General features: G+C 42.0%; 10 protein-coding genes. 2 read left to right on the top strand and 8 right to left on the bottom strand.

All coding sequences use genetic code 11. The features are described 5' to 3' along the window. Positions 1 to 36 precede the first annotated feature (36 nt). Positions 37 to 345, bottom strand: a complete 309-nt coding sequence (locus tag WKU26_RS10995; RefSeq protein WP_340322040.1) for a nitrous oxide-stimulated promoter family protein — start codon at positions 343 to 345, stop codon at positions 37 to 39. Positions 346 to 428: 83 nt separating this feature from the next. On the opposite strand from WKU26_RS10995, the gene WKU26_RS10990 reads away from it, so the two are divergent. Continuing rightward, positions 429 to 1,814, top strand: a complete 1,386-nt coding sequence (locus WKU26_RS10990; RefSeq protein ID WP_340322039.1) for a threonine/serine exporter family protein — start codon at positions 429 to 431, stop codon at positions 1,812 to 1,814. A 136-nt stretch (positions 1,815 to 1,950) separates the two neighbouring features. Beyond that, positions 1,951 to 2,226 carry an antibiotic biosynthesis monooxygenase gene (locus WKU26_RS10985; RefSeq protein ID WP_178266733.1) on the top strand — a complete coding sequence of 92 codons (276 nt, stop codon included), beginning with the start codon at positions 1,951 to 1,953 and terminating at the stop codon, positions 2,224 to 2,226. Between the two features lie 164 nt (positions 2,227 to 2,390). Here WKU26_RS10985 and WKU26_RS10980 read toward each other — a convergent pair whose 3' ends face one another. The 7 genes from WKU26_RS10980 to WKU26_RS10950 all read right to left on the bottom strand — a co-directional run bounded on the left by WKU26_RS10980 (position 2,391) and on the right by WKU26_RS10950 (position 13,555). Next, entirely contained in the window at positions 2,391 to 3,263 is an 873-nt protein-coding gene (locus WKU26_RS10980) for a fimbrillin family protein (RefSeq protein ID WP_340322037.1), read from the bottom strand. A gap of 29 nt (positions 3,264 to 3,292) precedes the next feature. Beyond that, a complete protein-coding gene (locus WKU26_RS10975) occupies positions 3,293 to 5,038 on the bottom strand; it encodes an IdeS/Mac family cysteine endopeptidase (protein WP_340322036.1) in 1,746 nt (581 codons plus the stop codon). A 301-nt stretch (positions 5,039 to 5,339) separates the two neighbouring features. Continuing rightward, positions 5,340 to 6,419, bottom strand: coding sequence for a thioredoxin family protein (locus tag WKU26_RS10970; protein ID WP_340322035.1), 1,080 nt, complete (start codon positions 6,417 to 6,419; stop codon positions 5,340 to 5,342). 27 nt (positions 6,420 to 6,446) lie between these two features. Further along, the gene (locus WKU26_RS10965; protein WP_340322034.1) at positions 6,447 to 8,057 is read right to left on the bottom strand and encodes a PKD-like family lipoprotein; all 1,611 of its coding nucleotides are present in this window, start codon (positions 8,055 to 8,057) and stop codon (positions 6,447 to 6,449) included. A gap of 21 nt (positions 8,058 to 8,078) precedes the next feature. Then, positions 8,079 to 8,975 (bottom strand): DUF4843 domain-containing protein, encoded by an 897-nt coding sequence (locus tag WKU26_RS10960; RefSeq protein WP_340322033.1) that lies wholly within the window; start codon positions 8,973 to 8,975, stop codon positions 8,079 to 8,081. A gap of 26 nt (positions 8,976 to 9,001) precedes the next feature. Next, on the bottom strand, positions 9,002 to 10,513 hold the full coding sequence (locus tag WKU26_RS10955) for a RagB/SusD family nutrient uptake outer membrane protein (protein ID WP_340322032.1): 1,512 nt from the start codon (positions 10,511 to 10,513) through the stop codon (positions 9,002 to 9,004). Positions 10,514 to 10,534: 21 nt separating this feature from the next. Then, on the bottom strand, positions 10,535 to 13,555 hold the full coding sequence (locus WKU26_RS10950; protein ID WP_340322031.1) for a SusC/RagA family TonB-linked outer membrane protein: 3,021 nt from the start codon (positions 13,553 to 13,555) through the stop codon (positions 10,535 to 10,537). Positions 13,556 to 13,984: the final 429 nt, after the last annotated feature.

The following is a 13,984-nucleotide window of genomic DNA, read 5'->3' as shown; positions in this document are numbered from 1 at the left end:
GAAGTTTAGTTCAATTTGTTTCTGTGTAATTATTTTTCAGTCAAGTTCTCTCCATAAATGTTTCAATGCGGTAATGGGATGGTAAATCATCATGCGTGGCCCGGCATATCTCATTACCTCGCAGATACGTTCCTTCATTTTCGGGCTGTAGCAGTGGATTTTACACAAACGGCAGGTTTTCTTTTCTTCTCCAAAAGGACATTTATCCAAACGTTTCAGTGCGTATTCCAGCAGCTCCCTGCATTCTGTACACAACTCCTTGTTTCCTTCTTTATGGCGGCAGTAAAAATGAATCATCTGCCTTACCGTTTGCTTTTCTTTTTCTATTCTTGTTTCTTTCTTCATCTCTAAAAAACTTCGGGGTGCAAAGGTACTGATTTAAAATATATTTTTTTAACTTTGCACCCCGAAAAAATCTTTATAGCAAAATGATACTTAAGGAACATTTAGAGACAACTGTAAAGGCTCACGATCAGCAGTTGCATCGTCGAGTGGATCTATTGTTGCGTACGGGAAAACTTTTGGTGGAAAGTTTGGCAGATACCAACCGTATAGTCAGAAACATGAAGCGTACAGCCGCTTATTTGGGTATCCCTGAAGAGAAGCTCCATATCAATGTCAGTTACACCATGCTGATGGTAAATGTAAGCGATGGCGATTACTCATTTACCAAATTCCAGCGTATCGAGACTCACGGAGTAAATATGACTGCTATTTCCGAAGTCAGCAAACTTTCATGGCGTGCCATTGAGGAAGATTATTCACTCGACCGTTACGAAGAAGAATTGGAGAAAATCCGTACCAAGAAGCGTAATTATACTCCCTGGCAGGTAGCCATCGGTGCCGGTTTTGCCTGCGGTGGATTCTGTATTCAGTTCGGTTGCGACTGGATGGCTTTCCTTTATGCTTCCATTGCAGCCATTATCGGTATGCGTGTGCGTGCCAAATGCAACGAGTCCGGTTTGAATCATTATATGGGTATTGCGATTGCTGCCTTTGTATCTACTATTCTGGCGTGGGCATCTACATTGCTTCCGGCAGAGTGGACCACTACTCCGTGGCATCCGCTGTTGGCTTGTGCCCTGTTCATCGTACCGGGTGTTCCTTTGATTAACTTTGTCGACGATATGCTCGACAATTATATACAGGTAGGTATTGTACGAGCTGTCAATACTCTTCTGATGGTAGCGGCGATGGCATTCGGTATTGCCTTTGCGGTGAAACTGTGTCACATTGCCGACTTCTTCCCGACCATCAGTATGGTGCCTCACCATGCTTATTGGGAATATGCCATTGCAGCTGCAATCTCGGCAATGGGCTTCTCGATGATTTTCAACATCCAGCGCCGTTTGTTGTGGGTAGTAGCAATTGGTGGTATCATTGCGGTATGTACCCGTAACTTTGTCAATCTGGGTGCCAGCACAGACAATATCGGTTTGGATATGGGTCTGGTTATCGGTTCTTTCTCAGGTTCGGTACTGGTGAGCCTTATTGCCGTGAAAGCCGTACACTGGTTCCATGTACCTAACCACGTACTTACCATCCCTTCGGTTATCCCGATGATTCCGGGAGTATTGATGTATCGTATGCTGTTTGGTATCATCAATATCAATGTACAGTCTATCGACCAGGTAACTCCACTGATGAAAGCCATCGAGAGCGGTGTCAATTCCGGTCTGGTCATTATGGTCATTGCCTTGGGAGTAGCCATCCCGAATATCTTCGGTCGTAAGTACATTGCTTCTTCCAAAAACAAACGTCTGGCAGAACTGCTCAAAGAGCGTAAGGCAAGAGGTAAGTTTATAGAATGGTAAATGCATTTTATTGTATATAAATGAAAATACGGAGGTTTATATGAACATTTCATGTAAATCTCCGTTTTTCTTTCAGTGGCTTTTTTTGAGGGCTGATGTCCTTTTATGTATAACAATTTAAAACAGATAGTTAGTTATGATTCGATTGAACGTATTTATTCAGGTAGAAAAGCAGAATCGCGAAGCTGTAGTAGCTTTGGCCAAAGAATTGGTTGTTGCATCTTTGCAGGATAATGGTTGTGTAGCATACGACTTGTTTGAAAGTGCTACCCGCGCAGATGTGCTGATGATTTGCGAAACATGGAAAGATGCCGCTTCTTTGTCTGCACACGAACAGGCAGCTCATTTTACCACATTGGTTCCAAAGATACAGGAGCTTGCAGCCATGAAACTCGAAAAGTTCGAATTCTGATTTTATCTATTGATACAAAAAACGCGACTTGTATCGGAGGCTTGCGATACTTGTATCGTTGCTTATCGATACAAGTCGCGTTGCCCGTTGATACAAGTCGCGTTTTTTATTGATTTTGCGGGAAAGCTTCCTGAGCCGTTTTTCTGCAGGAACTGTACGCAGCTTTACCCGATAGTCACCTCACCGTCTATGGTATCCTGATTTACCCAACCGCCGATAGTACCAGATTCTATGGTAATACTGTTGCTGTTTATTTTCAGGGTAAGCGATGTACATTGTCCTCCTTTCAACTCTGCATGAGGTGTGTCGAGTTGCTGTAACAGTTTATCCAGTGCAATTTGTTCGCTTTTTCCACCTACGGTTATATTGAGTGTGATATCAGATGTAGGCTGGGGTACAAGATAGAATGTCGCCTTGTCGCCTGTAGATTCATAATCCCCTTTGTCACTTTTTAATTCCTTGATCACAGCTTCCGCAGCATCAATCATGCAGGACGTTTTTGCATTCAAGACAAAAGAAAGGGATTGGATGTCGTCTTCGGTGACTCCGTTGCCACAAGTAAACTTGAAGTTAATCTTATGCATGGCATGTCTGAATGTAAGGTAGACCGTGTGGTCGGAACCTGAAATAAGTTCTTGAGGGTCGGCCAGAAGAAGGTCTTTTTCATCCGCAGTGAGTGTGTTAAACTCGAAGATGCCTTCCTGATGTTTCTTTTGTTGCGGATAAACAGCCGAAAGCGAGATTTTTTTTGTTTCTTCCGTCAATCCCAACTCTCCCCACGATGTATTGTCGACTCCGTATGAGTAATCCACCGATAATTTTTGGTCGTTCTCTTTGGTGATAAACAGAGACATCATATCTCCTTTTGTAAAGCTTCCACTTCCGTCATTTCCCAGTTGTGGTGCACGCGACAATGGAGCTATACTTGCCACTATATTTATAGTATTATCATTTGTAGGATTATCAGGTGATTCATTTTTGCACGATACTGTACTGAACACCAAAGCAACTAATGTAAATAAAAGATTCTTATTCATGGATGTTTTCATTTAATAATTTAAAACTATTATTGCACTTCCGGAAAAGCCTTTTTCCAAATATCCTGACGAAGGTCGACTATTGTAAGCCCGGAAAAAGGGTGTAAAAGTGTCGGTATTGTTCCGTCATTGTTGTCAAGAGCACGCAGGTTGGCGACAGCTCCTTTTATTTCCGGAATGGTAGATTCCACATAGACGACCTTAAAGCGTGACAACGAAGCATGATTGGGTTCGGTTTCACTATAATTATTGTCACAGAAATAAATGTATTCCACGTTTCCTTCCGCATCAAATTCCGCTCCCCATATTGTCAGGGCATGCGTTCCCGTGCCTTTTCCTGCAAAATCGTAAGAGGTAAATCCGATGGCTTTATTATTTTTGAAGGCATCTTTCATTGTTTTATTGAAATTCTCTTTCGACATGTTCTTAATTTCAACGGCTATCTTATCATCTGTTGTGAAAACTTTATGGAAAAAGCCTTCGAAGTTATAGTTTTCCGGGCTTATGTTTTTACGGTCTCCGTTGATAAACCAGTTTACTCCACCCGTATCCCAACTGCCTTTATCATTAAAAGATTCTTTAAAAAAATTGAATACTTCGCTGTGCTGCTGGTTCTTTTCTGTCATCTTTGAATATTTTTCGGGACGGGCATAATCGTATTCCTGGCCATATTTTTTATCATACGCTTCAATATATTTCTGGTTATGTTCCATCCACCAATGTATCAGATTCGATGCACCTGCAGCCCAGCACATGTTTTTGTCGCCTATATATTCGAAACTCTTGTTGCAGTCATACCATCCGCATCCCTCTTTCCACGTAAGATACTGGATTTCGGAGGGTAATGGAGGATACATATTTTCGTATGCATAACGGAACCATATGCCCTCCTCAAATTCATATCGTCCTACATTAAAGCTTTTAATATTTTCCTTTCCTGGAAAGTCTGGTGCCTTTACCCCATACACCCAGCGTATCTGGTTGCTGAATTCTGTATCAATTTCACCCGTGCCGGAAGAATTCAATGTCAGATTAATTGTGGTCTGCATTCCCTGGTTAAATGCAGTGATGCTTTCATCAAGAGAGTAAGAACTGATCTTATCGCCAATGCTTAATTTAATCAGACCTTCTCCATCGTGATAAGGGGTTGCATCCTGTGGCAATATGATGGCTGTATACGTATACTGGTCTTTCTTGAACGGTTTTATCCATTTACGGACAGCATTCTCCATAGTTGTAACTTTTCCACTCTCCAAGGAGATGCTTCCGTCGGTAACGCTGTAGAGTTCCAGTTGTATATTGTCCGGGACATTACCTTTCAAGTTTATGCAGATTCTATGCAAGGCATGTCCGAACTGTAACGATACAGATGAGTCTGAAGGTTTTATTACGGCATCTGCATGCAGTATGTCAGTATTTGCCAGACTTGTTTGAGTTGTTTGGTCGACAGGTACAGCAATGGTTCTGTCCGTATCATTGCCCGATGGGAGCACCGGAAAAAGAGCCGACAGTCTTAACTCATTGGAAGAGAAATCGCTGCGTTTCAATGGGGGAGTCCACTGTCCGGCAAAAAATTCAGGCTTTAGAATTTTATATTCGGCTTCCGAAGCAACCATTAACTCTATGCAGTCGCCCTCAGAGAAGTTGCCACTGCCGTTTTCGTCCGTAACAGCACGTCCGCTACCGCTACTCCATGGTAGTGATTTATTGCACTGTAAAGCAATAAAATCACTCTCGTTTTGTAATAATTCATCATTTGAAGTACATGATATCATGAGTAGAGAGCAACAAATGAACGAATAGACATAAGTCTTGATTTGTGAAATCATTGGCATAAAAATTAGTAAGTCAATCAGGTTTTGTGACAAGCTATTAACAAATATGCAAAAATACATTATTTTGTTTATTTAATGTATTTATTGAATAAAAAGTAGAGCGATAGTTTAAAACCACTTCTGTTTAAACAATATATCAGCTTGTGTGAACGGTATTTTCATGTACTTTTTCAAAACAGTGAAAGCTCAAACCTGATATATTCAAGGAATGAGCTTTCACGGATTTATGGATATGAGGGAATTATTTCTTTTCCAGTTGCATCAGAATCTGTCCCATCATCATGATGTTTGCCGCTTTTAACTCTGGAAGACTGCTACGTATATAGCTGATTACATCCGGAATCAGTTCCGGAGAGTTCGGATAAAGGCGGGTTACATTGAGCAGAATCAGTTCGAAATCTTTTTCAGCCATTTCTTTCTTTTTGCTCTTTACCAGTTCGAAGTGTGCTCTCATGTCCCCTTTGGCGTAACATTCCACAATGTCGAACAACGGCTGGAAAGGATATTCTTTGTCCAGTTTCAGCGACAGGATGGTGTTTTTTACTTCCTGATACGCTTCCTGGTTATACTGTTTGCTCGCAAAGTAATGTCCGGAAAGATAAGAAAGCAGTTCCGAATAATACAGCTTCTGCAACACCTTCAGAGCCTCCTGTCTGGTTTCTCCTTTACATTCATTCACGTGTGCAAGCAAATATTCAGCCTTTTCATCCCGTACGTTAGTGGTGTAAAGTGTATACAGGAAGAAGTTTTCCTTAGCCAGTTTCTGCTTGTCGGTCAGCGATGCGAAATAGCCGTTTATGACTTCGAAGCCCTCTTTCATTTTCTTTTTCTCCAGGAGCGACATGGCATACGCATTAATCAGTTCCGGTGTTCTTTCTCCCTTGTCGTATCTTTCTTTCATACGTTCCGGTGTCAGTTCCGGGTTCAGCTCCTTTTTCACTTTCTCGATAAAGGCTTCTCCCGATGCAGCTCCGGTAATGGTTGCTTTTACCTGCTCTTTCTCATCTATTACCAGAAAAGTAGGGTAGACCTTTACGCTGTAACGTTTTGCCAATTCCTTTCCTTCTTTTTCTGCATTCAGCTTAATGCATACAAACTGCTCGTTGAAGAAATCTCCGACTTTCTTTTGTGGGAAAACCTCCTGAGCCATTTTCCTGCACGGGCCGCACCAGTCTGTATAAAAGTCGACAAACAAAAGTCTTTTTTCTGCTTTAGCCTGTTTTACGGCTTCTTCAAAACTTATGTGTCTGAAGTTGGTTTGTGCCATAAGAGGCACAAATCCAACCATTCCCAATGCAAGGGCTATTATTGTTTTTTTCATGAATCAATAAAATAATGATGTTTTTACTTATCGTGTACTGTTTCTGTATTCCACCTTCTTTACTTTAAGTGGAGTATTGTATACAAACTCTTTGTCGAGCGCTCTACCAGTCATGATAGGAGTGATTTCCAATGTCTGTGCCAATTCATACTTATAGATGGTACCTCTCTTATCTTCTTCTGCACTTGCATCGTAGGTACAAATTACGATATCAAGCTGTCCTCTTGAACGCCAGTCGAATGCAGCATAAGTGATTTCTCCGTCATAAGTCTTCACTACATCTGCTTGTTTTGTTTCGTAATTATACTTGTAGAAAGTCCGGTCGGTAGCATAAATCATGATAGGATACTCCGGAGAGAATGAGATGAATTTTGCCTTATCCAGTTCGGGTGCCTCTGTAGTAGTCAGTGAGTAACCCGCAACCTTTGTCGGGTTCACCGGATCTCTAACCAGCATTTTGTAGATGTAGAAGTCAGTATTGTTTTCTGTACTCTTCATCAGTGCATAGCTGTTGGCCCAGTTGTTTTCTCCGTATACGATAGTACGTTTGTCCTGATTCCATGGGAATGCTCCACCCTGATCGACCAGCTTCTTACAGTTCTTTTCTGTAAAGATACTACTGTAAGGACTACCGGTCTTTTCTACAGTAACAAAACAGTTTGCATCCATATCATACAGCATAATAGCTTTCGGTGAGCTGTTAGTGTGTGCTCCGTCCCAATAGTAGAATGCCTTCGGATACGGTTTAAACAGCTTGGTACTCGTCAGCGAGTAACGGTTTACCGGGCTTGCAAATACTTCACCCAGCATGATAGAGCCAATAAAGACTGCATCTTCAGTAATGTATCCTCTATCCGAATATTTGGCTGCATAGCCATATACATACTGTTGCGGGAACTGTTCCAATACTTTTACGGGGTGCTGTACCAGTCCGGAAGGGAATGTATACGATTCGTTATAACTCTTGTCTATATCAAAGATGGTCTTATCCTGAATAGAGTTTTCCAGTTTATAGGAACCCGATTCTGTGACAGCCCACAAGTTGAGGGTGGCACTTGAACTGTAAGTATATCCGGTGTACATCAGATCTTCGGCTCCCTTCAGCTGTGCCGAATTGGTAAAGATATTATGGATGACTGCAGTATCCCCTTCGCTGTCCGGCATACTGAGGAAGTCGATACCTACATTACCGTTTGCATCGTCTCCAAACAGATAAAATCCGGTGGTGAGCGAAGTGGTTACGGTCAGTGAAGATTCAGAAGCTACCCATTCAATTCCTGTCGATGCATCGGTAATTTCCAGATACAGCTTGTAGGTTCCCGGATTGGCTACCACTACAGTTTTCAGGTTCTTTTCATTACCTAATACTGTATGTGTATGATCGTTGTTGATAATGGTACTTTGACAGATATACCAGGTATATTTATACTGGCTTTCATCTTCTCCCAGTACACTTCCCTTGATTGTCGGATTAATCTCCAACTCTGTGATACCGGCCAACACAGAGTATTCTGTTTCTACTCCTTCTACAGTTAGCTCATTTACAGGCAAGCGATCGTATGAACCTTTGTCGTCTACACAGGCATTCAGGCTCAACCCTCCTGCAAGTATTGTCAAATAGATATATTTAAATTTCATAAATGTCAGATATTAGGTTAATTATTCACCTTTATAATAATCATCCGGAGTATCAAACTCTTTCCATGCATTCGGATCGATGGTGTTTACGTAGCTGCACCACATCATGGTATTATCCTCGTCCAAGATTGCATGTTCCCGTCCTTTCTTGGCTTCTTCCAGCAAATAGTTGGCAAAAGTTTCACTGATGGCGTTGGCACGAGCCATCGGCATGGTAGGATTGATTCCGATACGTGAAGCATAATCTTCTACAGTCGTATTGGTTACTTCCATCATCAGCAGCCATTTGGTTCTTGAGTATTTACCGAACGGTCCACCTCCGGTGCCGCTAAAGTCTCCCCACCATCCTTCCGGTTTTGCCATCACGTCGCATGCCACAATTTTATGAACGGTTGCATCGGGGTTATATCCATAGCGTTTCTCCGGATCATCGAATACCGGATTATCCTCGTAGTTGGTAAACGGACAAGTGAAGTATTCGTTCGGAATCAGTCTGAGCTGCAATGCAACTGTATCGTTCTGCATTCTTTCAGTACGGTTGATGGTTACATCGATGTAGGCAAACTGTTCTCCTGCCTTTATCACGTAATCTTTGGTAAACTCTACATAGTCTTCACCTGCTATTGCGTTGGTACTATCCTTGCCGATGGTGATAGAGAACGGTCTGTCATAATCCTTGGCAGTTCCGCTTGTTCTCACTCTCAGTTGCACAGTGTACGACTCTTCAGTCATATTTCCAAATTCCACCGGAGTATACGACTGATGTCCCCATTGTGTTTCCGGGTCTCTTTCTGCCGATCCCCAGCGAACGTCAAAATACAGTCCATCCACTCCCTCATAACTCATGATTTCCTTTTCACAGGACGAAAGTCCCATCATAGCCATCAGGGCATATGTGCAATATTTTATTTTTTTCATACTCATCAATTATTATCAAGTGTTTGTTATTGTCTGTTATCTGTTTCTACTTTCGGCAATGGTACCACATACGATGACGGCAACATCTTATAAGTACCGTTTGCTTCTGTACCCGACGGGAATTCCGTCATAGCATTTCTCTTGTAGAAATAGAACAACTGTCCTTCTCCGATGACTTCACGTGCAAATTCTTCGGTGATAAGGCGCATTTTGTTTTCTTCTGTCACATCTTCGTCCTGTGTCAGGTTTCTGTTCCATCTTATCTGGTGCAGACAGTCTGCCACTTCCTCCAAGTCGTTGCTGCATTCGGCTACTGCCAGATAGATTTCGCTTATTCTCATCAGTGGAATCATGTATCTGAAGTGTGAATCAGTGCTCACTTTTTCATATTTCAGGAAGTAGGTGATACCGGTACTTTCGGTAGCAGCCCCTTCGTCATCATCATCGCCGGTAATTACCACTTCTTCCCACATCTTTCGTCTGTAGTCGCTTGAACTGTTTTTACCGTAGAACGATTCCAGTTTTGAGTTTTCTCCCGAAAGACCACCTACGAAAGTCAGTGCATTACCTTCCAGGCTTTGTCCGTAAAGAGCGTCGTACAGATTATCGCGGCTGGTATTGTACAGTGCGAACATTACTTCGGTAGAGAAGAGTCTGTCCGGAGCACTTACAGAAGTGGCTGCACTTTTGGTAACCCATGGGAATGTTTCTTTTTCTGTTACTTCTTTAAGCAATGTTGTTGCACAATTGTAGGCTTCTGTCTTGTTGCCCATCCACATATACAGACGAGTGAGTAATCCTTGTACCGCATAGTAGTTCAGTCTGTACTGTCTGTATCTCAAATCATTCGATTCATTGGGAATTTCCGAATCCGAAGCCATTGTTCCTTCTTCTCTGACAGGGTCTTCATTCAGCAGCTTTTCTGCTTCTTTCAGGTCTTTCAATACCTTTTCGCATACTTCCTTAGCCGAAGATATAGCCACCATATCCTTGTTGTTCGGGATATCCAGATAAGGGATTGCCGGAGTCGATTCTGTCTGTGACGAATAAATCGGTCCGTAGAATCTCAGCAAATCGAAGTGGAGCATGGCTCTCATAGCCAGTGCTTCTCCTTTTACGAAAGGATAATATCTCGGCGAGATGGCACTACCTTCTCTGTCGCAGTGATCAATCAGGACGTTCAGGTTGGCGATTATCTGATACAGTCTGGTCCATAAGCTACCGGATGTACTTTCAAATGTAGCGTCAGTATAGCTGTAGCTTGCATATACTTTATACGGATGAGTACCGTTGGCCGGTACATTGTAATATTGAGCCATTACATCAAGTGGCCCCATCGACCAGGTACTTCCGTACACCTCATTTAAGCTGCTGTAAGCTCCGTTGAGTACAGTCAGGAATCCTTCGTTTTCTTGATATAATGCATCTTCCATAATACCATCTTCCATATCAACTTTCAACCATTCGGCGCAAGAAGAAGTGGCGATTCCCATGCAACAAACAAGCATGAATCTGGTCAGATATTTTTTTATTTTCATAATGTAATAATTTTAGCAGTTTTAGAAGCGGATACCAATTGAAGCTGAAATTTTTCTTGAGAACGGATAATCTATACCTCTTTCTTCCTTGATTGTAGAAAGGCGGAACAGGTTATTACCATACAAGCGGATGTTGAATGCCGAAGCTCCGATTGTTTTCAGCCATTTTACGTCAGTACATTCATAACCTACCGACAAAGAAGACAATTGCAGTGTGTTGTCATCTGCAATAAATCGTGAAGACATATTAGTCTGACTTGTATCGTCGATACGTTTAAACTTCGCGATATCTCCCGGTTTCTGCCAGCGGTCGTACAATGCACGTTTGTCCTGGTTGTATTTCACTTCTACATCGCTGATGTTTTCTACTTTGTTGAATAGGGTAGACAGGAAAGCCTGTCCGCCATAACGGTAAGTAAAGGTTGCGTTTATAGAGAATCCCTTCCAATACAGATAAGTACCGAAAGAACCTTCTATGTCGGGAGTAGTATCTCCGCAAACTACTTCATCGGCCGAATCCCATTTAAAGGTGTACGAACCGTCTTTCTTGATAAAGATTTCGTTACCGGTCATCGGGTCGATACCTGCCGAGCGCACTGCATACATTGCTGTACTGCTGGCTCCGTCGTAGTATCGTATCAGAGTCTGGTTGGTTCTACCTTGTTCATTGTATTTTTCCAGCAAATCACCAATGTTGTAATAAGTAGTCTTGATGTGTCTCAAGTTTGCATTGATGGTCCAGTTCAGGTCGTTGCTTCTCAGCAAGATGTAACTTGTAGTGAAAGTCACACCACGGTTCTTCATGGCACCTACGTTCATAGGCACTTTCGAAATACCAGATGAAGGCGGGAAGTCGATGTTCAGCAACAGCGGGTCGGTTTTCTTGATAAAGAAGTCTGTACTCAGTTTAAATCTGTTGTCGAACATTTCCACGTCGATACCAAAGTTCTGTTCGTTGGTACGCTGCCATTGCAATCCGCTGTTCCCCCACGTACTGATTAACGCAGCCAGTCCGAACATATTCGGATAGCTTGTATAATAAGTATAGATACTGTTCGCCATTTTAGCGTTCAGGTTGGCATTACCCGGGTTACCCAATGAGTAGCGCAGTTTCAGGTAATTCAGGATATCGTTCGGCTTGAAGAATGCTTCGTTGTGGATGTTCCATCCCAAACCGAATGACCAGGTAGTAGAGAACGGATTATTTACACCATATACAGACGAACCGTCGGTACGGAGGTTAAGGTCTACCAGGTATCTCAGTTTATATCCATAGTTGAAGTTGGCATAATAGCTGGCATGTCTTGTTTTCGAAATGGTCGAATACGGTTTACCACCATCCGGATATCCGTTTGAGAAGTTCGGATTCGAGAACAAGTCGCTGGAATAACCTATTGCAGAGAACTGCGACAAGTCTGTATTGCTTTCGCTGATCTGCATACCTCCGATTGCGTTGATGGTATGATCTCCGAAAGTCTTACCATACGATACATCCAAGCTACCGTCGTATGAAGAAGATTTTGTATTTGATTCCGAGTAACTTCCTCGTTTCAGCTGATCTGTAGTCAGGTATGTACTCATTTTCGGTGACTGGAACTTTTCTGCAGTACTCCGTCCTACGGTAAGTCCGAACTTACCTCTGATTCTCAATTCAGTCAGCGGTCTGTATTCAATCTGGAAGTTATTTGTAAATGCCAGCTGGTTGGTCTTGTCGAAACTCTTCTGCTGCAAGTCCCACAACGGGTTAGTGATATACTGTGTACCACTTGGACTTTTAATGGTTTCGATGACCTGTTCTACTTCTCCATATTCATTGTATTTATCGTAGAACGGGTTTGTTCTGGCAAAGCTGCTGAACGATACCATCGGATTTTCTATACCCGTATTGGTAATATTGGTTTGGTTAGAGAACGCAAACTTATCAATTCGGTAAGTCAACTGCACGTTACCGTTCATGATATCACGGCTGGAGTTTTTCATTACCCCCTGTGTATTGGTATAAGTCATACCGATACCATACCGGAACGCCGCGTCACCACCTTCTGCAAAGATGTTATGACTCTGTGTGAAACCTGTACGCAGCGGCTCATTCAGCCAGTACGAATCCAGTCCCTGTTTACTTCTCAGCAAACGCTGGTTATACAGTGTGCGATAATATTCATCAATAATTTGTCCGTCTTCACCCAGATCACCATAATATCCTGCCAGTTTTTCATATTGCAGTTTTTCTTCAGAATTCATCAGGTTATAGTCTGTCAGATCAGCCCATTCTACACCAAAGTTACCGTTGTAGTTGAATCTCAATCTGCCGGCTTCCGGTTTCTTGGTTTCTACTACTACTACACCATTGGCAGCCTTTGCACCATAGATTGCGGTAGACGATGCATCCTTCAAGATGGTGATGCTGGCAATACGGTCCATACTAAGGTCGGTGATAGTAGAAAGAGTTGTTTCAAACCCATCAAGGATAAACAGCGGCTGGTTTGGGTTGGTGGTATATTCGGTTTCCAGTCCCACGATGTTTGTACTACCGCCGATGTTCAGATTCATTGTCGCATTCGGGTCAGAACCGGCAAGATTGTTTTCCAGAATAATAAACGACGGGTCCAGTGCCTTCAAGCTCTGCAATACATTCTGGTTGCCTATTATTTTCAAATCCTTTTCAGAATAAGTAGCCATAGAACCGGTAAAGCTTTCTACCTTTCTGGTATAGATACCGGTGATAACAGTTTCCTGCAGCGATACTACATCCGGTTCCAGACGTACCTTTATATTGTCTCTGTTTCCGGAAAGATTTATGGTCTGCGTTTTCATACCTACATAAGAGAAAATAAGGCTGCGTACATTTTCCGGAATAGCAATTGAGAATTTTCCATCCAGATCGGTTACAACACCTACTCCTTTGGCGTTTTTGAATGTTACATTTACGCCCGGAAGTGGCATATCTGTATCATCTACAACCACGCCCTGATAAGTAATTTTTCCCTCATTGTTTACATCTTTTGTCTTTTGGTAGTTGTGGTTTTCTGCTGCTAAACACATTTGTTGGTTGCATATTGGCGAAGCACCTATTGCTAGAATAAAATAACAAAGTTTAGCATTGCACCATCTGTTTTTAAGAGGGTGGCAGATTAATTTGTGATAGTGTTTTTTCATACTTCCCATCAATTTGTTAGGATATTTATCTAATGCATCGCAAATATATGTGATTGTATATAATAAAACAACTTTATATAAAAGTTTTTATTTTTTAAAATATGCAATGTTGTTTAAATTACTTCTGTGTCTTTTAACACAAATAGTCTTTTTAATATTAAAAATGTGTTTACAGGGAAAAATGGAAAGCATAAAAACAAAGCAGGCCCACGGTACGAATACCGTGAGCCTACTATTTGTCAGTATTAATTTGAGTTTTTGAGTTTGTAAGTTTTTTAGTTTGTTAGTTTTTGAGTTGACAAGGTTTCAGGTGAC

It is taken from the genome of Phocaeicola sp. HCN-40430, from assembly GCF_037890285.1.
GTDB classification, from domain to species: domain Bacteria; phylum Bacteroidota; class Bacteroidia; order Bacteroidales; family Bacteroidaceae; genus Phocaeicola; species Phocaeicola acetigenes.
This window is presented reverse-complemented; position numbering and strand designations above follow the sequence as displayed.

Excerpts from the sequence above, each read along its gene's own strand:
- WKU26_RS10995 (WP_340322040.1), bottom strand. The coding sequence starts at position 345 with ATGAAGAAAGAAACAAGAATAGAAAAAGAAAAGCAAACGGTAAGGCAG.
- WKU26_RS10990 (WP_340322039.1), top strand. The coding sequence starts at position 429 with ATGATACTTAAGGAACATTTAGAGACAACTGTAAAGGCTCACGATCAG.
- WKU26_RS10985 (WP_178266733.1), top strand. The coding sequence starts at position 1,951 with ATGATTCGATTGAACGTATTTATTCAGGTAGAAAAGCAGAATCGCGAA.
- WKU26_RS10980 (WP_340322037.1), bottom strand. The coding sequence starts at position 3,263 with ATGAATAAGAATCTTTTATTTACATTAGTTGCTTTGGTGTTCAGTACA.
- WKU26_RS10975 (WP_340322036.1), bottom strand. The coding sequence starts at position 5,038 with ATGATATCATGTACTTCAAATGATGAATTATTACAAAACGAGAGTGAT.
- WKU26_RS10970 (WP_340322035.1), bottom strand. The coding sequence starts at position 6,419 with ATGAAAAAAACAATAATAGCCCTTGCATTGGGAATGGTTGGATTTGTG.
- WKU26_RS10965 (WP_340322034.1), bottom strand. The coding sequence starts at position 8,057 with ATGAAATTTAAATATATCTATTTGACAATACTTGCAGGAGGGTTGAGC.
- WKU26_RS10960 (WP_340322033.1), bottom strand. The coding sequence starts at position 8,975 with ATGAAAAAAATAAAATATTGCACATATGCCCTGATGGCTATGATGGGA.
- WKU26_RS10955 (WP_340322032.1), bottom strand. The coding sequence starts at position 10,513 with ATGAAAATAAAAAAATATCTGACCAGATTCATGCTTGTTTGTTGCATG.
- WKU26_RS10950 (WP_340322031.1), bottom strand. The coding sequence starts at position 13,555 with ATGTGTTTAGCAGCAGAAAACCACAACTACCAAAAGACAAAAGATGTA.